Raw genomic sequence first — 19,160 nt, 5'->3', positions numbered from 1 at the left:
GCGCGGACTCCCTGGCGGATTGCCTAGCCGATGTACGTGTCGCAGAGGGCGGCGGCCTCCTCCACGGAGAGCCCGCCGCCTTCCGCGTAGGCGGCCTCGTACGCGGCGTCACCCAGTGCCTCGCGCGCCGACTCCACGGCCGACCGGTGGTTCTCGCGCTCCATGGCGGCGGCGAAGTGACCGGGCGGCAGCTCACGGTCGGCGACGGCGATGAGCCGGGCGGCGTCAGAGGCATACCGGCCGCCGTCGAGCCCGGCCAGGGCACGCGCCGCGGTGATGAGCTGGATGGCCGTCATCTGCGGCGCGATCATCACGGTCATCGGGTCACGGGACTTGTCGAGCGCACCGCGCGCCGCGACGAGTCCCTCGGCGTGACGGCCGTCCAGTGTGTCGAGCCAGGCCTTGCAGCCGAGGAGGAAGCCATCGAAGACGACGAAGTCGACGGCCTTGAACTCCTCGCACAGCAAATCGAGTTGCTCCCGCGCCTCGGCGGTTCGGTCGGTGCGACCGAGCAGGTCCACGAGGAAGAAGCGCGCGGTGGGCATCGACTCGCTGGACGTGCCGCCCTTGCCGTCACGCTCCATGACCGACCAGAGCAGCTCCTCGCCCCTGGCCTCTTCGCCCCCCTCGGCGAGGACCGCGCCGAGCCTGGCCGTGAGCACGGTCACCTGCGCGGGGGCGCCGAGCCGCTCGGCATGGTCGATGGCGGCGCCGAAGTCCTCGGCGGCGAGGGCGAACCTGCCGCGCCGCTCATGCGCCTCACCGCGCGAGGAGAGCGCCTCGGCCATGCCCCACACATCGCCGAGCCGGGTGAAGATCTCCAGGGACTCGTCGGCGTCACGATGGGCGTCTCCGGCCCAGTCGCTGCGGTTGGCGAGGATGTTGGCGCGCTGCTGCAAGGACGCGGCGAGCTCCCACTCGTATCCCCGCTCGCGGCAGGTGTCGATGGTCGCTTCGATGATGTCGCGCAGGTAGGTGATGTTGCCGTCGAGGAGCACCGCGAAGAACCACAGGCTCCCCGGCGACCAGCAGGTCTGCGGGAGGCCGGGGCGGTACGCCTCCCTGATGCCCGCGAGTTTCTCGTCGCCCTCGGGCGTCTGCCAGGCCTCCAGGTTCATGTCCATGCAGGAGAGCTGGATGAGGTGGACACCTCGCCTGGCCTCTTCGAGCACTTCGGGGCGCATGGGCAGCGGGGCGTCCGTGCAGCGTTCGTAGAGCGGCTCGACCGGGGTGACGGGGCGGGCGAAGGGGTCGGGGCCGAGGGCGACGACGTCACGGGACCAGTTGCGGGTCTCGATGCGCAGGTCGCGGATCGTCCAGTACCAGGAGAGCGAGAGGACGAGGCAGAGGGCCTCCTGCTCGTCCCGCGCGGCGACGGCGTGCCGCAGGGCGGTGCGCAGATTCTCGTACTCGACCTCAAGACGTTCCACGGCCTCCCGCTGCCCGCCGCCCCGCAGCCGCGGCTCGGTGACCCGCGCGAACTCCCGGAAGTACACGAGATGGGCCCGCTCGGCGGCGCTCCGGTCCCCGGCCTCGTCGATCCGCTCGCCCGCGTACTCGCCGACGGTCTCGAGGAGCCGGTACCGCATGACGCCCTGCGGCGAAGGGGCGGCGACGACAAGGGACTTGTCGACGAGGGAGCCAAGGACGTCAGCCACGTCGGTCATGTCGGCGTCGTCGGTCATGTCGGCGTCGTCGGCCACGTCGGCAACGTCGAGGGGCACGGACCCCGCCGCCCCGCACACCGCCTCCGCCGCCGCCAGCTCGCAGCCGCCCGCGAAGACGGAGAGGCGGCGCAGGACGGTGCGTTCGGACGCGTCCAGGAGGTCCCAGGACCAGTCGACCACCGCGCGCAGGGTCTGCTGGCGGGGCAGGACCGTGCGGGCGCCGTTGGTCAGGAGGCGGAAGCGGTCGTCGAGTCGGTCGGCGATCTGACGCGGGGTGAGCATCCGCAGGCGGGCCGCGGCCAGTTCGATGGCCAGGGGCAGGCCGTCGAGGCGCCGGCAGATCTCGGCTGTCGCCGCCCGGTCGTCCTCGATGCGGAAGCCCGGTCTCGCCGCCGCGCCGCGGTCCGCGAGCAGCCGCAGCGCGGTCGGCTCCGGGAGTGGTTCCACCGGGCGCAGCAACTCCCCCGGCACACCGAGGGGTTCACGGCTCGTGGCCAGGACCGTGAGGCCGGGGCAGTGCGCGAGCAGCTGCTCGGCGAGGCGGGCCGCGGCGTCGATGACGTGCTCGCAGTTGTCGAGGATCAGCAGCATGTGGCGCTGTGCGCAGTGCTCGGTGAGGCGTATGACGGGGTCGTCGCCGTGCCACTCCGACACCGCCCGCAGCTCCTCGGCACCCGCGCCGCGCAGCACGGTCTCGCGGGCGCCGAGCGCGGTGAGGACGGCCTCGGGCACCGCGTCCGGATCCTCGACCGGCGCGAGCTCGGCCAGCCATACGCCGTCCGGCACGCCACCCGCGTACGACTCCGCGGCCTCCTGGGAGAGCCGCGTCTTCCCGGCGCCGCCGGGCCCGAGCAGCGTGACGAGGCGGGCCCCCGCCAGGTCGCCCCGGATGGCCTCGATGTCGCTCTCGCGGCCGACGAAGGAGGTGAGCCTGGCGCGGAGGTTGCCCTGCGGTCTCTGCGGCGGGCGGACCGCTGGGCGCGGCGCGGGCGTGGTGCCCTCGTGCAGCAACTCCTCGTGCAGGGCCCGGAGTTCGGGTCCCGGGTCCGCGCCGATGCGGTCCGCGATGAGGCGGCGTACGGCGTCGTACGCGGCGAGCGCCTGCGCCGGGCGGCCCGCGTCGCGCAGCGCCCGCAGCCGAAGGGCCTGGAGGGGCTCGTCGAGGGGGTGGGTGTCGCAGAGGGCGGCCAGCTCGGGCAGCGCCTGCTCGGCCCGGCCGAGTGCGAGCGAGGCGGTCAGCCTGGCGCGGCGGGCGTCGAGGCGGCGCGACTCCCACCGAGACGCCTCCGCCGTGCGGTCAGGAAGGTCGGCGAGAGGGCTGCCCTGCCAGAGGGCGAGCGCGTCGTCGAGGACGGCCGCGGCCTTGGCCGCGTCGCCGTCCGCGAGGGCCCTCGCCCCCTCGCCCGCGAGGCGGTCGAAGCGGTACAGGTCGATGTCGTCCGGTGCGGCGCGAAGTTGGTAGCCACCGTCGGTCGAGCCGATCGCCGCGGCTCCGACGGCCCGGCGCAGCCGTCCCACGAGCGCCTGTAGCGCGCCGGTCGCGTCCACGGGCGGATCGCCGCCCCATACCTCGTCGACCAGTACGGACGCGGGGACGGGGCGGGGCGCGCGCAGAGCGAGGACCGTGAGGAGTGCGCGCAGCCTTGGGCCGCCGACGGCGATGGTCGTGCCGTCGGCGTGAAACGCCTGGGTGGTGCCGAGAATGCGGTAGCGCACGGGGTCCATTGTCTCCGGTGAGGGTAAAAGGCGGCGCCGCGTGCTCCGCGGGGCGGCCGCTCCGGTGGTCAGAGGCCTCTGACCACCGGCTTCGCCTGGTTCGACCTCGATAGCCGGGTCCATGAGGTCCATGGAGAAGTTGAATCCCTGGTCACGCAGCGCCCCCCGGCACTTCGAGACAGACCAGCACCCCGACCTCTCTCCGAAAGTACCCCCGCTCCCGACTCCCCTCCACCGAATCCGAGAACCACTTCGGGCACCTGTCCACCGCGCGGAGCCACTGTTCCCCCGCCACCGGCTCGAACGTGCGCGTACCGGCGGGCAGGGTGAACCCCCGCGTCACCACCTCGATCGACCGCACCCGCCCGACGGTGTCCGCCTCCTCGTCCCCATGCAGCTCCACGGAGTAGAGCGGCGCCTCGCCGCTCAGCGACCACGCCACCTCGTCCCCCACGGAGAACGGCGTCCCGCAGCACTCCATCTGCCAGTCGTCGAACATCACCTTCAACAGCGCCATGCCCCCACCCTCCCTGGAACTCCCCACCGAGTGCGAGACGTTTTCGTCGTACGCCGGGTACGGTCCCCCGTACGACACCGGTCCGCGACACCCAGGAGCCCCGCCCCATGACCACCGCTCCCACCCGACGCAGCGACCGGCGGATCAGCCCCGTCTTCCTCGGGATCGCCGCCGTCACCGCGGTCTCCGGCTGGGCCGCCTGGACCGGATTCGCGGACAACCCCGGGGTCGCCGTCTTCCTCTTCGTGACGGCGGCCTGGATCGTCTCACTCTGCCTGCACGAGTACGCGCACGCCCGCACCGCCCTGCACAGCGGCGACATCTCCATCGGCGCGAAGGGGTACTTGACCCTCAACCCGCTCAAGTACACCCACGCGCTGCTCAGCATCGTGCTGCCGGTGCTCTTCGTGATCATGGGCGGCATCGGCCTGCCCGGCGGCGCCGTCTTCATCGAGCGGGGCCGGATCAGGGGGAAGTGGAAGCACAGTCTGATCTCGGCTGCCGGGCCGCTCACGAACGTGCTCTTCGCGGTCGTCTGCACCGCGCCTTTCTGGCTCCACGCGCTCTCCGGCGTCCCCGACACCTTCCGGTACGCGCTCGCGTTCCTCGCCCTGCTCCAGGTGACGGCCGCGATCCTGAACTCGCTGCCCATCCCCGGCCTCGACGGCTACGGCGTCATCGAGCCGTGGCTCTCGCACAAGATCCGCCGCCAGGTGGAGCCGTTCGCGCCGTTCGGCCTGATCGCCGTCTTCGGCATCCTGTGGATCCCCGAGGTCAACGGCGCCTTCTTCGACGCGATCGACGCGATCCTGCGCGGCCTCGGCGTCACCGACTGGGATTCCTACTGGGGCCAGCAGCTCTACCGCTTCTGGGAGGGATCGCAGGACATCCCCCCGGCGATCAATTCGTAGCCGCCGCGTCCCGCTGAAGCTTCGCGCGGCGCAGGTAGTACCACGCCATGTTCGACGAGAGGCCCGCGAGCAGTACCCAGACGACGCCGATCCAGTAGCCCTGGACGAAGGAGACCACGGCCGCGGCGATGGCCAGGGCGCAGACCGCGAGGGCGTAGAGAGCGAGGCGGGGCATGGGGTCGGCTCCTGTCGAGGATCGAAGGTCGGTGATCGTGTCGCGCTGACGCGCGGCGGTGTACCGGACCAGTGTCCCCCATGCCCCCTACGTCCTAGACGTCGGTCACACGCAGCCCCGCGTGTGCCTTGTAGCGCCGGTTCACGGAGATCAGGTTGGCCACGAGGGACTCGACCTGGTGCGCGTTGCGCAGGCGCCCCGCGAAGACGCCCCGCATACCGGGGATCCGCGCGGCGAGCGCCTGGACGATGTCCGTGTCGGCGCGAGCCTCGCCGAGGACCATCACATCGGTGTCGATCTCCTCGACGTCCGCGTCCTGGAGCAGCACCGCCGACAGGTGGTGGAAGGCGGCCGTGACGCGGGAGTCCGGCAGCAGGGCGGCGGCCTGCTCGGCGGCGCTGCCCTCTTCGGGCTTCAGGGCGTAGGCGCCCTTCTTGTCGAAGCCCAGCGGGTTCACGCAGTCGACGACGAGCTTGCCGCTCAGCTCCTCGCGCAGGGATTCCAGGGTTTTCCCATGTCCCTCCCACGGCACGGCGACGATCACGATGTCGCTGCGCCGCGCGCACTCCGCGTTCCCGGCGCCTTCGACGCCGAGCCCGAGCTCGTCGGCGGCCGTCTGCGCCCGCTCCGCCGCGCGGGAGCCGATGATCACCTTCTGGCCCGCGCGGGCCAGGCGGTAGGCGAGGCCGCGGCCCTGGTCGCCGGTGCCGCCGAGCACGCCGACGACGAGGCCGGAGACGTCGGGCAGCTCCCAGGGGTCCTTGGCGGGAGCCTTCGGCACAGCCTTCTGCACACTGTCGACACTGTCGTTAGAGGTCATACGGCCGACCTTACTCACCACGTGAGCGCCGCCTCCGTCAGGCCAGCGCCGCCACCGGTATCCGCCGGAAGGTGATCGTCTCGTACGCGCTGAAGTCACCCGTCTCGTGGAGGAGTCCGACGGTCGCGTCGTCGACGCGTACGAGATCGGAGTACGCGGCGGGCAGCCCGTCCACGGTGTACGCGTCCTGCCACGTTGTGCCGCCGTCACGACTGCGGCGCACCGTCATCAGGGCACGGAAGCCGGGGTCGGCGGGCCCGGAGAACAGCAGCACGTCCGGCGTACGCAGCTGCAGCACGCTGCATTCGACGACGGGGCCGACGAGCCCGGCCTGCGGACGGAAAGGCTTGACCAGGGTCTGGCCGCCGTCGCGGGAGTGGGCGTCGGCGCGGGTTCCGGGGGCCGGTGAGTCGTTGCGGGTGTTGAAGTAGAGCCGCCCGTCGGGGAGTTCGGCCGCGGTGGTCTCGTTCACGTTCACATAGCCGTCGCTGTTGTCGTCGACGTAGCCGATGCGCCAGGTCTGGCCGAGGTCGTCGCTGAGGAGGCTGTGGCCGCCGTTGTACTTGCCCTCGGTGCCGTTGTCGGTGCCGGTGGGGGGCAGGGAGTGGTTGGCGGGGATGACGACGCGGCCGGGGTGGTCACCGCCTGCGCTCAGCTGGATCGCGTGGCCCGGCGTGGTCGCGTACCACCGCCAACTCGCCTTCTTCACCTGCGAGGTGATCTCCTTGGCCGCGGACCAGGTCAGCCCGTCGTCATCGCTGCTCTGCACCCAGATCCGGCGCCCGTTCGCCGCGGAGACCGTGCCGCGCCGGATGGCGTCTTCGGTCGCGGCGGCGGCGTTGCGGACGTGGACGAGGAGGATGCGGCCCGCGCCGAGGACGACGGGGGCGGGGTTGCCCGCGAGGTCGGCGCCGTTCTTGGCGGCGACCTGGAGCGGGCCCCAGGTGCGTCCGCCGTCGCTCGACCGCTTCAGTACGACGTCGATGTTGCCGGAGTCCTGCTGCGAGCCGACCCTCCCTTCGCAGAAGGCAAGGAGGGAGCCGGAGTTCGTACGCACGACGGCGGGGATGCGGAAGCTCGCGTACCCTTCGCGGCCGGCCCGGAAGGGAACACTTGTCTCATCAGTCATCCCGTCCCACTCCCCACCCCGGGCGAATTCCCGGTGAACTCCACCTGACGAGTCGTCCGTTGGGGCAGGATGCGACCCCATGGATGCCGTACGGGTCGCGCTCCTTCGCGAAGTGCTCGCCGGAACCGAGTGGCTGGGCGCGACGCGCCACTTCGCCGGGACGCTGCGGTCCTCCGTGGTGCCGCACGGGGGCGGGCTGCTCCTGGTGGGCACGGAGGAGTACGAGCCGTGGCATCTGGCCGCGCATCTCGTGGACGAGGCGGCGTGGTCCGGGACCCCGGAACTGACACCGACGCTCGTACGCCACCGGGTGCGGACGGGCGACCCGGCCCATCTGTCGACAGGCCTCGGCAGGATCGAGGCGGCCAGGCGGGGCGAGACCCTGCTCGTCGTAGCCCCGGACGCGCCCGCTCCTTCGCCGGGGGCGGGGCTCCTGGAGCGGGTGCACGACGCCCGTGCGGCGGGGGCGACGGTGCTTGCCCTCGGCTCGGGGGACGGCGAGCTGCGGGCCCTGGCCCACGAGGCGCTCGCCGTGCCGGAGTCGCCCGACCTCGACCTGGACACGGTCCAGCACTTGGTGAGCGCGGCGGCCGGGGAGAACTCGCTTCCGGCGGCGCGGGGGCGGCGGCGGCTCCGGGACCGGCTGTCGCGGCTCGCCGATCAGCTGACGGCGCCGCCGCCCGCGCGATGGTGAGGCCGCTCGGGCCGAGCCGAAGCTTTCAGCCCGCGTCGTCCCGCCCGGAGCCCTCATGCCACTTGGGATCCGTCTCCCACTCCAGGTTCCGCTCCGCGGCGGTCTGCATGGCCCGCTCCGCCTCCTCCCGGGACGCGTACGGGCCGAAGCGGTCCTTGCCCGGACAGTCTGGGCCCTCCTCGACCTTCTGATGCTCCAGGCAGTAGTACCACTCACCCGGCTTGCCGACGGTCCGCTTCTTGAACAGTGGCATGGTCTGCTCCTCTCTCTCCCGCCATGCTGCCCCAGACTGCCTGGTTAGACTCGCTGGCATGTCTGGCCAGTCACTGCTCGTCCCAGGGGAGCTCTCCCCCATCCGCCCCGTTCCGGGAAACATCAGGCGCCCGGAGTACGTGGGGAAACCCGCACCCACGCCGTACACGGGGCCGGAGGTGCAGACCCCCGAGACCATCGAGCTGATGCGCACCGCGAGCCGTATCGCCGCGCGCGCGATGGCCGAGGCCGCCAAGCACATCGCGCCCGGTGTGACCACCGATGAGCTGGACCGCGTCGCGCACGCGTACATGTGCGACCACGGCGCCTACCCCTCCACGCTCGGCTACCGAGGCTTCCAGAAGTCGCTGTGCACCTCCGTCAACGAGGTCATCTGCCACGGCATCCCGGACTCCACCGTCCTGAAGGACGGCGACATCATCAATCTCGACGTGACGGCGTACATCGGCGGCGTACACGGCGACAACAACGCGACGTACCTGGTCGGGGACGTCGACGAGGAGTCCACGCTCCTCGTCGAGCGGACTCGCGAGTCCCTCGACCGGGCTATCAAGGCGGTCAGGCCCGGCCGCCAGATCAACATCATCGGCCGCGTCATCGAGTCGTACGCCAAGCGCTTCGGCTACGGCGTCGTCCGTGACTTCACCGGCCACGGCATCAACACGTCCTTCCACTCCGGCCTGATCGTCCCGCACTACGACAGCCCGCACGCGACGACCGTGATCCAGCCGGGCATGACGTTCACCATCGAGCCGATGCTGACCCTCGGCACGCACGAGTACGACATGTGGGACGACGGGTGGACCGTCGTGACGAAGGACCGCAAGCGGACCGCGCAGTTCGAGCACACGCTCGTGGTGACGGACAGCGGGGCGGAGATCCTCACGCTTCCCTGAGCTGTGAGCGGGTAGCGTTTTACCGACAGGGCGTCGGGAACCTGTTGACTTAGGTAAGCCTAACCTGAATGATCGGTGGAGGCTACGCCGATCGTCACTGGTTCCCGCCTTTCCTCGGCATTCCTTCCGCTTCGGAGGTCTCTCATGGACCCGTTCTCCACGGTCATCCGTACCGCTTCGCACGAGCAGCACACGGAGGCGGAGACCTCGACCTTCATGAGCGACCTGCTCGGCGGCAGACTCGGCGTCGACGCGTACGCGCGCTACACCGAGCAGCTGTGGTTCGTGTACCGCGCCCTGGAGGACGGCGCGGCGGCGCTCAGGGACGATCCGGTCGCGGGCCCTTTCCTCAAGACCGAGCTGCTGCGCGTCGCGGAGCTGGACCGGGACCTCGCGCATCTGCGGGGCGCCGGATGGCAGGCGGAGGCCACGCCCCTGCCCGCCACGGCGGCGTACGCGGCACGGGTCGCGGAGTGCGCGCGGGAGTGGCCCGGGGGCTACGTGGCCCACCACTACACCCGCTACCTCGGCGATCTCTCCGGCGGCCAGATCATCCGCGGCAAGGCGGAACAGACCTGGGGGTTCGCCCGGAAGGGCGACGGGGTGCGGTTCTATGTGTTCGAGGGGATCGCGAACCCGGCCGCGTTCAAGCGGGGCTATCGGGAGCTGCTCGACGAGCTGGGAGAGGTCGTCCCTGACGAGCTGGAGAGGCAGCGGATCGTGGACGAGTGCAAGCGCGCGTTCGCTTTGAATACGGCGGTGTTCCGTGAGCTGGGCCGGGAGTTCCCGCTGTCGGCGTAGGCGTTTCTCTTTCCCCGATCCCGCCCCTTCCCGAGACCCGCTGCGCGGGGACTGTCCTCAAACGCCGGACGGGCTAGTTCAGCCGCACCCGGCCCCCCACCTCGATCAGCCCACCAGGCGCAGGTGCCGTAAGAATCTGCGAGCCACGCCCCTGCGTGATGTTCAACGCCCGGCCAAGCCGCTCCGTAAGGAGCAACGCCGCCGCCCCCGTAGCCTCATCCTCCCGGATGCCATCGTCCCGCCCGGGAAAGCCACGAGCCCGTACCCGCCCCGCAGCCTCGTCCTCCCAGGCCCAGGCGTACACCCACTCCCCCGGCGGGGGCACCACAAGGGCGTCCACCTCAGCCGGGGTCCCGTAGAAGCGCAGGGTCCGCCCCGGCGCCCACGCCGCCCGCGCAGCGATCCAGCTGAACTCCCCGTCCTGGCGGGCCTCCACCACCCCCGCGGGCGTGACCAGTTCAGGGACGTCGAGCAGCCAGGACGTACCCACGCAGGGATGCCCGGCGAAGGGGAGCCGCAGAGTAGGGGTGTAGATGTCGATGACCCCGCGCTCGGGGTCATCGACGAACACCGTCTCGCTGAAGCCGAGCTTCGCGGCGATCTCCTGCCGCTCGCCCCGCCCAGGGACGCGGGCCCCGTCGCGCACGACACCGAGCTCATTGCCGTGCCGACCGTCGGGCCCGCAGAACACCCGGAGCACGTCCAGACCATCAACCAGTTCCGTCGTCACTCCGGCATTCAAGCATCCTCAGGACGTACGGCGCCGGGCCACGAAGACCGCTCCCGCCCCGGCCGCGGCGATCGCACCCGCTGTCCCGAGCAGTGCACCCGTCGGCGCCGACGAACCGGTGGACGCGAGCGAGCCCCCCGCGCCACCCGTGGTGCCGCCGACCGAACCCCCACCGGTGGAGCCGGAGTCGGTCGAGCCGCCGCCCGTGGTGCCGCCGCTGCCACCCGGCAGCTCCGCACCGTCGGCGACCGAGAGCGCCACCGTCAGCGGGTCGATCGCGTCGCCCTTCTTGTAACCGGACGGCGCATCGTCGCTGGCGAACTGCTTCGCGCCCGCCGCCGTGAACACCGCGGGCACCTTGTCGAGCACGACGACGTCGTTCTTCGCCGCGTACGACGCCTTGGAGAGGTCGAGCGTCGCGAACTTCACGTCGTTGTTCGTGCCCTTGGGCGTGGTGACGTCCAGGGTCAGCGTGCCCTTGGCGCCGTTCGCCGTCACCTTGATGTCGCTGAACTTCATGTCGATGCCGTGCGCCTTGTACTGGAAGCGGACGGCTCCGCCGAAGGACGCGGTCAGCTTCCTGGCATCGGAGTCCAAGTCGCCCTTGGCGTACGGGAAGTCATAGCCGTTGTCGTTCTTCTCGGCACCGCCGGAGAGCGTGGCGCCGCCGCCGGACTCGATGTAGCGGCGGAAGGACTCCTTCACTCCCCAGCCGAGCGAGCCGTCGTAGACCTTGCCCGCGGGCTGCTCGCTGCCGGACGTGGGGGACGTGGGGGACGTGCCGGTCGGCTTCGGGGTCGCTGTGGGCTTCGGGGTCGCCGTGGGCTTCTGGGTCGGCTTGGGCGTCGGCTCGGGGGACTCGGTGGGCTTCTCCGTCGGGGCGCCGCCCGCCTTCACCGTGAGCGTGGCCGGGTCGAGCTTGTCGCCCTCCTTGTACATACCGTTGAACGCCTTGGCGCCGTCCGCCGTCAGCGTCGCCGGGATGTCCTTGAAGGTCATCGCGCCGCCCTCGCCCTGGCCGGGCGCGATCCCGGTCAGGTCGAGCTTTGCGAGGTCGATGTCGTTCTGGGCCGCGCCGTTGAGGCTGACGTCGGCCTGGATGGCGCCGCCCGTGCCCTCGGTGCGGACCTTCACGTCGGAGACCTTGATGTCAAAGGCGTGGGCTGTGGAAGAGAAGCGGACGTTGCCCTTGAAGGCGGTGTCGGTGGCGTGCGTCCCGGTGTCGTACGTCCCCGTGCCGTCGGTGAAGGTGAACACCCCGTTGTCGGCTGCCTGTTCGGCGCCGTCCGTGGCCTCGATCTTGCCCATGGCGATGCCCGTGACGTACTTGCGGAAGGACTCCTTGAAGCCCCAGTCCAGCGTGCCGTCCTTCAGTTCCACCTTCGCCGCGGCGGCGTTACCGCCGTCGGCGGCGAGCGCGGGAAGGGTGAGGGCGGTCGCGCCGAGCGTGACAGCGGTCGCGACGGCTGCCGCGAGGGTTATGGGACGACGGGTGGCGGCCATGATCAGGCTTCTCCTTGAGAAGAGATTCGAATGAACGGGAAGTGGGGGTCAGGCGTCTGTCGCCGCACGCCTCTTGCGTACGACCCCGAACGCGACGGCCGCCGCGAGCAGCACCGCCACGCCGATGCCGATGCCGATCGGCACGGCGGGCGAAGAGTCGGAGGTATCGGCGGAATCGGCGGCGTTCTCCGCCCGCGGATCCGCCTTCTTCGCCTGAGGCGTAGGCGCCGCGGACGATCCGAGGTCCGGCAGCGGCGGCAGCTCCGCCTTGCCGTCCAGCGCGACGGCGAGCGAGACCGGGTCCATCCCGGTGCCCGCCTTGTACATCGAGCCGAACGCCTTCGCGCCCTTGGCCGTGAGCTTCGCGGGCGCCTCGCTCACCGAGACCAGGCCGCCCCCTCCGCTCTCTGCCTTCAACTCCCCCGCGTCGAAGGTGACGAGCGGGGTGCGCTTCCCGGTGAAGTCCTTGCTGTCGACGTCCGCGTAGAGCGTGCCCTTGCCGTCGCCCTGCACGGCCACGGCGACCTCGCTGAGCGCGATGTCGAGCCCGTGCTCACCGGTGAAGCGCACCGCACCCGCGAAGTCCGCGTCGAGGATCTGCTTCTTCTTGTCGTACGTCCCCGCGCCCTTGGGGAAGCGGAAGAGCGCGCCGCCGTCCTGGGCCCCGGCGAGAAGTTTCCACTCGCCCTTGGCGATGGAACCGGTGACGTACTCCCGGAAGGTGCGGCGCACGCCCCAGTCGACGGCGGCGTCCTCGATCCGGCCCGCCTTCGCTTCCGCCTTCTTCTCGGACGGCTTCGGCGACGGCGTCTTCTTCTCACCGGAGCCCGCGGCTGCCCCGGATGCCGCGGCCAGGTCCGTCGACAGGCTCACCCTGTCCAACTCGGTCCCCGCCGTGTAGTACCCGGCGAAAGCCTTCGCCCCCTGTGAAGTCAGCGTCGCGGGCAGGTTGTCGAGGGCGATCGGGCCCGCACCGCCCTTCATGTCGATGCCGGACATGCCGAGGGTCGCGAGCGGCACCTGGGCGCTCGAGGTGACCTTGCCCGTGCCCTTCTCCTTGCTGACCATGTCGGCGTAGAGCGTGCCGGAGCCGCCGGAGATCTTGACGGTGGGGCGGCTGACGGTGAGGTCGAGCTCGTACGAGCCGCCCTTCTTGTGCCCGAGGAAACGCACTCCGCCCGAGAACCCGGCGCTGAAGGCACCGCTGTCCGGGTCGTACGACCCCTTCGCCGAGTGGAAGCGGAACTGGCTGCCGCCGACCGTGGCGGCCCCGCCCCGCAGCGTCGAACTCCCCTGGGCTATCGGCCCGGTGACGTAGCTCTGGAACGACGATTTGATGCCCCAGTCGAGCCGTCCGCCCTGGACCGTGCGGCTCTGCGCGTGAGCGGTGGAGCCGGGAAGCAGCGCTCCGACGAGTGCGGTGAGCACCGCGACGGCTCCGGTGCGGGCGGCTGCCCGCACCTGTCTCGACGACGACATCGATCCCCTCCGACCTAGCGAATAAGGTAAGGCTAACCTAAACTACGATCACTCCGGCTGGAACCCCAGCAACAGCTCGACAGGACGGTGGACTTCGGTGCGTATGCCGCGCTCACTCCGTATCGCCGGCGCATGGACCGCCGTTCTCGCCCTGGCTCTCACGGGCTGTGGAACGTCGCCGGACGACGGTGGCGGCGATGGAACCTCTCCGAAGGCGAGGACGGCGGCCTCCGCACCCGACCGGGTCGAGCCCCTGAAGACCCGCCCCGACCCCGCACTCCCCGCCACCGTCACTTCGTCCGACGGCAAGAAGGTCACCGTCGAGGACACGAGCCGGATCGTGCCGCTGACCGGCAGCCTGAACGAGATCGTGTTCACGCTCGGCCTCGGCAAGAACGTCGTGGCACGAGACATCACCGCGACCTTCGAGCAGGCGGAGAAGCTGCCGGTGGTGACGCGTGCGCATGACGTCTCCGCGGAGAGCGTGCTGTCCCTGAAGCCGACGGTGGTCCTCGCGGACACCACCAGCGGGCCCGCCGAGGCCATCGACCAGATCCGCGACGCGGGCATCCCGCTGGTCGTCCTCGACCCGGCGAAGAGCCTCGACGACGTGGGTCCGAGGATCGGCGCGGTGGCGGAGGCGCTGGGGGTCGAGAAGGCGGGCGAAGAGCTGAAGTCCCGTACGCAGAAGCGCATTTCTGCGGTACGGGAATCCATCCCGGCCGCCGCCCGCAAGGAGAAGCCCCGTGTGGCCTTCCTCTATCTGCGCGGCTCGGCCTCGGTCTATCTGCTCGGCGGCCGTGACTCGGGGGCGGGTTCGCTCCTGGAGGCGGCGGGCGCGGTCGACGCGGGCAAGGCGTCGGGCCTGGAGAAGGACTTCACGGCGATCACCAGCGAGGCACTCGCCAAGGCGGCGCCCGACGCGATCCTGGTGATGTCCAAGGGGCTCGAGTCGGTGAACGGCGTGGACGGTCTCCTCAAAGTCCCGGGAGTCGCCGAGACCCCGGCCGGTCTCGACCGTCGGATCGTCTCGATCGACGACGGGGTGCTCCTGAACTACGGGCCGCGTACGGACCAGGTCCTGAAGTCCCTTGTGGAGCAGTTGTACGGGAGCTCCGACGGGAGTACCAAGTGACCGTCCTGACCAAGCCGTCGGACGCCGGGCCCGCCGCGACCGGGGAGCCGACGGCGCCTCGCGGCCGTCGACGTGGCGCGGCCGCCCCGCTCACCGCCGGGCTCACCGCCGCCCTCGTCATCCTCTGCCTCCTCTCCGCCGGTATCGGCGCGTACGACATCCCGCTCGGGGATGTCATCGGCTCCGTACAGCACCGGACAGGCCTCGGCGGGAGCGCGCTCGACCGGGTCGGCGAGAGCGTCCTGTGGAATGTGCGGCTGCCGCGTGTGACGCTCGCGCTGCTCGTCGGCGGGTCGCTCGGGTGCGCGGGAGCGCTCATGCAGGGCGTGTTCGGGAATCCGCTCGCCGAACCCGGCGTCATCGGGATCTCGGCTGGCGCTGCCGTCGGCGCGGTGGCGTCGATCGCGCTCGGTCTCAGCTTCTTCGGGACCTGGACCGTGACGGTGTGCGCGTTCGTCGCCGGGCTCGCGACCGTCCTTCTCGTGTACGTCCTCTCGCGGGGCGGCGGGCGTACGGAGGTCGTCACGCTGATCCTCACCGGGATCGCCGTGAACGCGTTCGCGGGGGCGCTGATCGGGCTCTGCATCTTCTTCGCGGACAACGCGCAGGTCACCCAGATCACGTTCTGGCAGCTCGGCTCGCTCGCCCAGGCGACCTGGCCGAAGGTGCTCGCCGTACTGCCGTGCGCGGTGGCCGGTCTGGCCGTGGCGCCGCTGTACGCACGGAAGTTGGACCTCCTCGCGCTCGGCGAGCGGCCCGCTCGGCATCTCGGGGTCGATGTGGAGCGGCTGCGGCTCGTGCTTGTTCTGGTGGTGGCGCTGCTTACCGCCGCCGCCGTGGCCGTCGCCGGGATCATCACGTTCGTCGGTCTTCTCGTGCCGCATCTGCTGCGGATGGCGGCGGGGCCAGGGCACCGGTTCCTCGTGCCGGGCAGTGCGCTCGGCGGGGCGGTCGTCCTTGTCGGCGCGGACCTCGCGGCGCGGACGGTGGCGGCGCCCGCGGAGCTGCCGCTCGGGGTGCTCACCGCGCTCTTCGGGAGCCCGTTCTTCTTCTGGCTGCTGCGCAGGACCCGTCGTAAGCAGGGGGGTTGGGCATGATCGGGCGGATCGCTGAGCGGTTGTTCTCGCCCGGGGCCGGGCGCGCGCTGCCAGGTCCCGTCTCCCCCGGCGACCCGCTCGCCGATACGTCGGGGCTCGTGGTGCGGCTCGGGGGGCGCGAGGTCCTTGCCGGGGTCTCCCTCACCGCCAGCGCGGGCGAGGTGCTCGCCCTGGTCGGGCCCAACGGGGCAGGGAAGTCGACCCTGTTGGCGGCGCTGGCCGCGGATCTTCCGGCCGACGCGGGGGTCGTACGCGTCTGTGGCCGCCCCACCGGCGAGTGGTCCGCATCTGAACTCGCCCTGCGGCGCGCCGTGTTGCCGCAGTCCGCCGCGCTCTCCTTTCCCTTCGGGGTCGAGGACGTCGTACGGATGGGGCGTGCGCCCTGGGCGGGGACGCCGCTGGAGGATGAGGACGACCGTGCCGTACGGGAGGCGATGGCCGCGACCGAGGTGACCGTGTTCGCCTCCCGTCCCTTCTCCGCGCTGAGCGGCGGTGAGCGAGCGCGGGTGGCTCTGGCCCGCGTGCTCGCCCAGCGTGCGCCGCTCCTCCTGCTCGACGAGCCGACCGCGGCGCTCGACCTCCGCCACCAGGAGCTGGTCCTCCGGATCTGCCGGGAGCGGGCCGCCGCCGGTGACGCGGTGGTGGTGGTCCTGCACGACCTGGGGCTCGCGGCGGCCTACGCGGATCGCGTGGCGGTGCTGCGCGACGGGGCGCTCGCCGCCGAGGGTCCTCCGGCCGGGGTCTTCACCGGCGACCTTCTTACCGAGGTCTACCGGCAGCCGGTCGAGGTCTTTCCGCATCCCCGTACGGGGGTTCCGCTTGTCGCCCCGGTGCGCGGCTGAGGGCGGGCCCTGCGGGGGTTCAGGCAGGGGCGGGACAGGGGAAATTGACCCACCCTTTACTCGCCCATGAGCCCTCCATGAGCCCTCCGTCACCCCACCGTGATGCCCCCGCGAGTACCCCCGCCTGGTGAGAGGTGAATCACGGGACTGCTGGGTATCGACCAGGTAAGGCTCAGTTAAGTTAGGTCCGCCTCACCAGCTTGCCGGAACCGTCCGTGAACCGTCTTGGAGCCCATATGCGCCCCGTCCGCCTTCCCGTCGCCACTGCCATCGCCGCAGCGGCAGCGCTCACCGCCGTCACGGGCTGCACCGAGAAGAGCGACGCCAAGGGTGGCGGTGGCAACTCCGTCGAGGTGACCGCCACCGACGAGAAGTGCGAGGTCTCCAAGACGAAGCTCTCCGCCGGGCACGTCGAGCTCGCCATCGAGAACAAGGGCTCCAAGGTCACCGAGGTCTATCTCCTCTTCCCCGATGACCGCATCGTCAGCGAGCGCGAGAACATCGGCCCCGGTACCCAGCAGAAGCTCACCGCCGAGGTGAAGTCCGGCTCGTACGAGATCGCCTGCAAGCCCGGCATGAAGGGCCCCGGCATCCGCCAGAAGGTCACCGTCACCGGCGGCAAGGCCGTCAAGCGCGACCCGCGTTTGGACAAGGCGGTCGCCGACTACCGCGCCTACGCGCAGCAGCAGGCCGACGAGACGCTGCCCAAGACGAAGACCTTCACGGACGCCGTGCGCGCGGGCGACCTCGAGGCCGCCAAGAAGGCGTACGCCCCCTCCCGCATCGGATGGGAGCGCACCGAGCCCGTCGCCGAGTCCTTCGGTGACATCGACCCGAAGGTCGACGTCCGCGAGGACGGCCTCGAGGACGGCCAGAACGCGGAGAAGGACTGGACGGGCTGGCACCGCCTGGAGCGTGCCCTGTGGAAGGACAAGAAGATCGGTGGGCGCGAGAAGAAGCTCGCCACCCAGCTCGACAAGGACCTGAAGGACTGGCAGAACCGCGTCGGCAAGGCCGAGATCACCCCGACCTCGATGGCCAACGGCGCCAAGGAGCTCCTCGACGAGGTCGCCACCGGCAAGGTCACCGGCGAGGAGGAGCGCTACTCGCACACCGACCTCGTCGACTTCAAGGCGAACGTCGAGGGCGCCGAGAAGTCGTACGGACTCCTGAAGGCCGTCACCGAGGAGAACGACCCGGCGCTCGTCAAGGAGCTCGACAAGCAGTTCGCCGCCCTGGACAAGCTGCTCGACAAGTACCGCGAGGGTGGCGCGGACTCCTACGAGTTCACCTCGTACGACAAGGTCGGCAAGGCGGACCGCAAGGAGCTGCAGGACGGCGTCAACGCACTCGCGGAGCCGCTGTCGAAGCTGGCTGCCGCCGTCGTCAAGACCAAGTAGCGGCAGGGGGCACCGGAACGATGACTGAGATCACGAGCGACATGAGCGACACGGGCGACACGAGCGATACCGGCAGCGACAGCGACAGCGCGTCCGTGTCGGAGAAGGACACCGGCAGCGACACCGACTCCCGCTCCGACTCCAGCTCCCCCTCCCGCCGCTCACTCCTCGGCTGGGGCGGCGCCGGTCTCGCGCTCGGTGCCGCCGTCACCGGTGGCGTGGCGATGGCGCGGTCCGGGGACGAGGCCGTGCCCGCGGCCTCCACCGGCGGCGCTGTCGCCTTCCACGGCAAGCATCAGGCAGGCATCGCGACCGGCGTCCAGGACCGGCTGCACTTCGCCGCGTTCGACGTGAAGACGGACGACCGCGAGCAGTTCGTGCAGCTCCTCAAGGACTGGACCCAGGCCGCCGCGCGGATGACGGCGGGGCACGAGGTCGGTGAGGGTGCCTTCGGCGGGCTCTCCGAAGCGCCGCCGGACGACACCGGTGAGGCGCTCGGCCTCAAGCCGTCCCGGCTCACCCTCACCATCGGCTTCGGGCCGGGTCTTTTCGAGAAGTTCGGGCTCGCGGACAAGCGGCCCGAGGCCCTCGTCGATCTGCCGAAGTTCCCCGGCGACAATCTCGACAAGTCCCGTGGCGGTGGCGATCTGTGCGTGCAGGCCTGCGCGGACGACCCGCAGGTCGCCGTGCACGCCATCCGCAACCTCGCCCGCATCGGCTTCGGCAAGGTCGCGGTGCGCTGGTCGCAGCTCGGCTTCGGGAAGACGTCGTCCACGACGCCGGGGGCGCAGACGCCTCGTAACCTCTTCGGCTTCAAGGACGGCACCCGCAACGTCTCGGGCGACGACACGTCAGCGCTCGCCGAGCATGTGTGGGCCGAGGGCAAGGACGGGACCGGCTGGATGGATGGCGGGTCCTATCTCGTCGCGCGCCGCATCCGTATGAACGTCGAGACCTGGGACCGGACTCCGCTCGGTGAGCAGGAGGACATCTTCGGGCGTGACAAGGGTGAGGGCGCTCCGGTCGGCAAGGCCAAGGAGCACGATGCGCCGTTCCTGAAGGCGATGAAGCCCACCTCGCACGTGCGGCTCGCGCACCCGGACAGCAACCACGGTGCGACGATCCTGCGCCGCGGCTACTCCTTCACGGACGGCACCGACGGCCTCGGCCGCCTGGACGCGGGCCTCTTCTTCCTCGCGTACCAGCGGGACGTCCGCACGGGCTTCATTCCCGTGCAGCGCAGTCTGGCGCGCTCCGACGCGCTCAACGAGTACATCCAGCACGTGAGTTCCGCGGTATTCGCGATCCCGCCCGGCGTCCGCGACAAGGACGACTGGTGGGGCCGGACACTGTTCGGCTGAGGGGATCTGACACA

Annotated in this window: 18 protein-coding genes; 9 read left to right on the top strand and 9 right to left on the bottom strand. The window is 70.9% G+C overall.

Features of this window, described 5'->3' with window-relative positions:
* Positions 1-23: 23 nt before the first annotated feature.
* Both ACGFSB_RS04195 and ACGFSB_RS04190 read right to left on the bottom strand, forming a co-directional pair.
* Positions 24-3,392, bottom strand: a complete 3,369-nt coding sequence (locus tag ACGFSB_RS04195; RefSeq protein WP_393393649.1) for a BTAD domain-containing putative transcriptional regulator — start codon at positions 3,390-3,392, stop codon at positions 24-26.
* 142 nt (positions 3,393-3,534) lie between these two features.
* A complete protein-coding gene (locus ACGFSB_RS04190) occupies positions 3,535-3,900 on the bottom strand; it encodes a DUF6578 domain-containing protein (protein WP_393393646.1) in 366 nt (121 codons plus the stop codon).
* Between the two features lie 107 nt (positions 3,901-4,007).
* On the opposite strand from ACGFSB_RS04190, the gene ACGFSB_RS04185 reads away from it, so the two are divergent.
* Complete coding sequence (locus ACGFSB_RS04185) at positions 4,008-4,811, top strand: site-2 protease family protein (RefSeq protein WP_393393643.1); 804 nt, start codon at positions 4,008-4,010, stop codon at positions 4,809-4,811.
* Here the strand turns inward: ACGFSB_RS04185 and ACGFSB_RS04180 are convergent.
* The 3 genes from ACGFSB_RS04180 to ACGFSB_RS04170 all read right to left on the bottom strand — a co-directional run bounded on the left by ACGFSB_RS04180 (position 4,801) and on the right by ACGFSB_RS04170 (position 6,935).
* Complete coding sequence (locus ACGFSB_RS04180) at positions 4,801-4,986, bottom strand: hypothetical protein (RefSeq protein WP_393393641.1); 186 nt, start codon at positions 4,984-4,986, stop codon at positions 4,801-4,803. The genes ACGFSB_RS04185 and ACGFSB_RS04180 overlap by 11 nt on opposite strands.
* A 94-nt stretch (positions 4,987-5,080) precedes the next feature.
* Positions 5,081-5,806 (bottom strand): NADPH-dependent F420 reductase, encoded by a 726-nt coding sequence (npdG, locus tag ACGFSB_RS04175; protein WP_393393639.1) that lies wholly within the window; start codon positions 5,804-5,806, stop codon positions 5,081-5,083.
* 37 nt (positions 5,807-5,843) lie between these two features.
* Positions 5,844-6,935: an exo-alpha-sialidase gene (locus tag ACGFSB_RS04170; protein WP_393393636.1), complete on the bottom strand. Its 1,092-nt coding sequence runs from the start codon at positions 6,933-6,935 to the stop codon at positions 5,844-5,846.
* A gap of 79 nt (positions 6,936-7,014) precedes the next feature.
* Here ACGFSB_RS04170 and ACGFSB_RS04165 point away from each other — a divergent pair, with 79 nt between their 5' ends.
* Complete coding sequence (locus ACGFSB_RS04165; protein ID WP_393393635.1) at positions 7,015-7,629, top strand: hypothetical protein; 615 nt, start codon at positions 7,015-7,017, stop codon at positions 7,627-7,629.
* A 25-nt stretch (positions 7,630-7,654) separates the two neighbouring features.
* Here ACGFSB_RS04165 and ACGFSB_RS04160 read toward each other — a convergent pair whose 3' ends face one another.
* The gene (locus tag ACGFSB_RS04160) at positions 7,655-7,882 is read right to left on the bottom strand and encodes a hypothetical protein (RefSeq protein WP_393393633.1); all 228 of its coding nucleotides are present in this window, start codon (positions 7,880-7,882) and stop codon (positions 7,655-7,657) included.
* A 58-nt stretch (positions 7,883-7,940) separates the two neighbouring features.
* On the opposite strand from ACGFSB_RS04160, the gene map reads away from it, so the two are divergent.
* Positions 7,941-8,798, top strand: coding sequence for a type I methionyl aminopeptidase (gene map / locus ACGFSB_RS04155; RefSeq protein ID WP_393393630.1), 858 nt, complete (start codon positions 7,941-7,943; stop codon positions 8,796-8,798).
* Positions 8,799-8,942: 144 nt separating this feature from the next.
* Positions 8,943-9,599 (top strand): heme oxygenase (biliverdin-producing), encoded by a 657-nt coding sequence (locus tag ACGFSB_RS04150; protein WP_393393628.1) that lies wholly within the window; start codon positions 8,943-8,945, stop codon positions 9,597-9,599.
* Between the two features lie 73 nt (positions 9,600-9,672).
* On the opposite strand, the gene ACGFSB_RS04145 is transcribed toward ACGFSB_RS04150, so the two are convergent.
* Genes ACGFSB_RS04145 through ACGFSB_RS04135 form a run of 3 tightly spaced genes read right to left on the bottom strand, consistent with a single transcriptional unit; the run spans position 9,673 to position 13,311 of the window.
* The gene (locus tag ACGFSB_RS04145) at positions 9,673-10,329 is read right to left on the bottom strand and encodes a PhzF family phenazine biosynthesis protein (protein ID WP_393393625.1); all 657 of its coding nucleotides are present in this window, start codon (positions 10,327-10,329) and stop codon (positions 9,673-9,675) included.
* Positions 10,330-10,347: 18 nt separating this feature from the next.
* A complete protein-coding gene (locus ACGFSB_RS04140) occupies positions 10,348-11,832 on the bottom strand; it encodes an HtaA domain-containing protein (protein WP_393393622.1) in 1,485 nt (494 codons plus the stop codon).
* 48 nt (positions 11,833-11,880) lie between these two features.
* A complete protein-coding gene (locus tag ACGFSB_RS04135) occupies positions 11,881-13,311 on the bottom strand; it encodes an HtaA domain-containing protein (RefSeq protein ID WP_393393619.1) in 1,431 nt (476 codons plus the stop codon).
* 103 nt (positions 13,312-13,414) lie between these two features.
* Here ACGFSB_RS04135 and ACGFSB_RS04130 point away from each other — a divergent pair, with 103 nt between their 5' ends.
* The 5 genes from ACGFSB_RS04130 (at position 13,415) to efeB (ending at position 19,146) form a co-directional block, all read left to right on the top strand.
* The gene (locus ACGFSB_RS04130; protein ID WP_393393616.1) at positions 13,415-14,446 is read left to right on the top strand and encodes a hemin ABC transporter substrate-binding protein; all 1,032 of its coding nucleotides are present in this window, start codon (positions 13,415-13,417) and stop codon (positions 14,444-14,446) included.
* A 5-nt stretch (positions 14,447-14,451) separates the two neighbouring features.
* Positions 14,452-15,543, top strand: coding sequence for a FecCD family ABC transporter permease (locus tag ACGFSB_RS04125; RefSeq protein WP_393393859.1), 1,092 nt, complete (start codon positions 14,452-14,454; stop codon positions 15,541-15,543).
* A complete protein-coding gene (locus ACGFSB_RS04120) occupies positions 15,540-16,385 on the top strand; it encodes a heme ABC transporter ATP-binding protein (RefSeq protein WP_393393614.1) in 846 nt (281 codons plus the stop codon). Before ACGFSB_RS04125 ends, ACGFSB_RS04120 begins: the two co-directional genes overlap by 4 nt.
* Positions 16,386-16,621: 236 nt before the next feature.
* Positions 16,622-17,785 carry an iron uptake system protein EfeO gene (gene efeO / locus ACGFSB_RS04115; protein ID WP_393393611.1) on the top strand — a complete coding sequence of 388 codons (1,164 nt, stop codon included), beginning with the start codon at positions 16,622-16,624 and terminating at the stop codon, positions 17,783-17,785.
* Between the two features lie 29 nt (positions 17,786-17,814).
* Positions 17,815-19,146 carry an iron uptake transporter deferrochelatase/peroxidase subunit gene (gene efeB / locus ACGFSB_RS04110; RefSeq protein WP_393393857.1) on the top strand — a complete coding sequence of 444 codons (1,332 nt, stop codon included), beginning with the start codon at positions 17,815-17,817 and terminating at the stop codon, positions 19,144-19,146.
* The last annotated feature ends 14 nt before the right edge of the window (positions 19,147-19,160 follow it).

The organism is Streptomyces sp. NPDC048441 (assembly GCF_043200235.1).
Classification (GTDB): Bacteria; Actinomycetota; Actinomycetes; order Streptomycetales; family Streptomycetaceae; genus Streptomyces.
The sequence above is the reverse complement of the archived record's forward strand: the minus strand, read 5'-3'. Positions and strand labels throughout refer to the sequence as shown.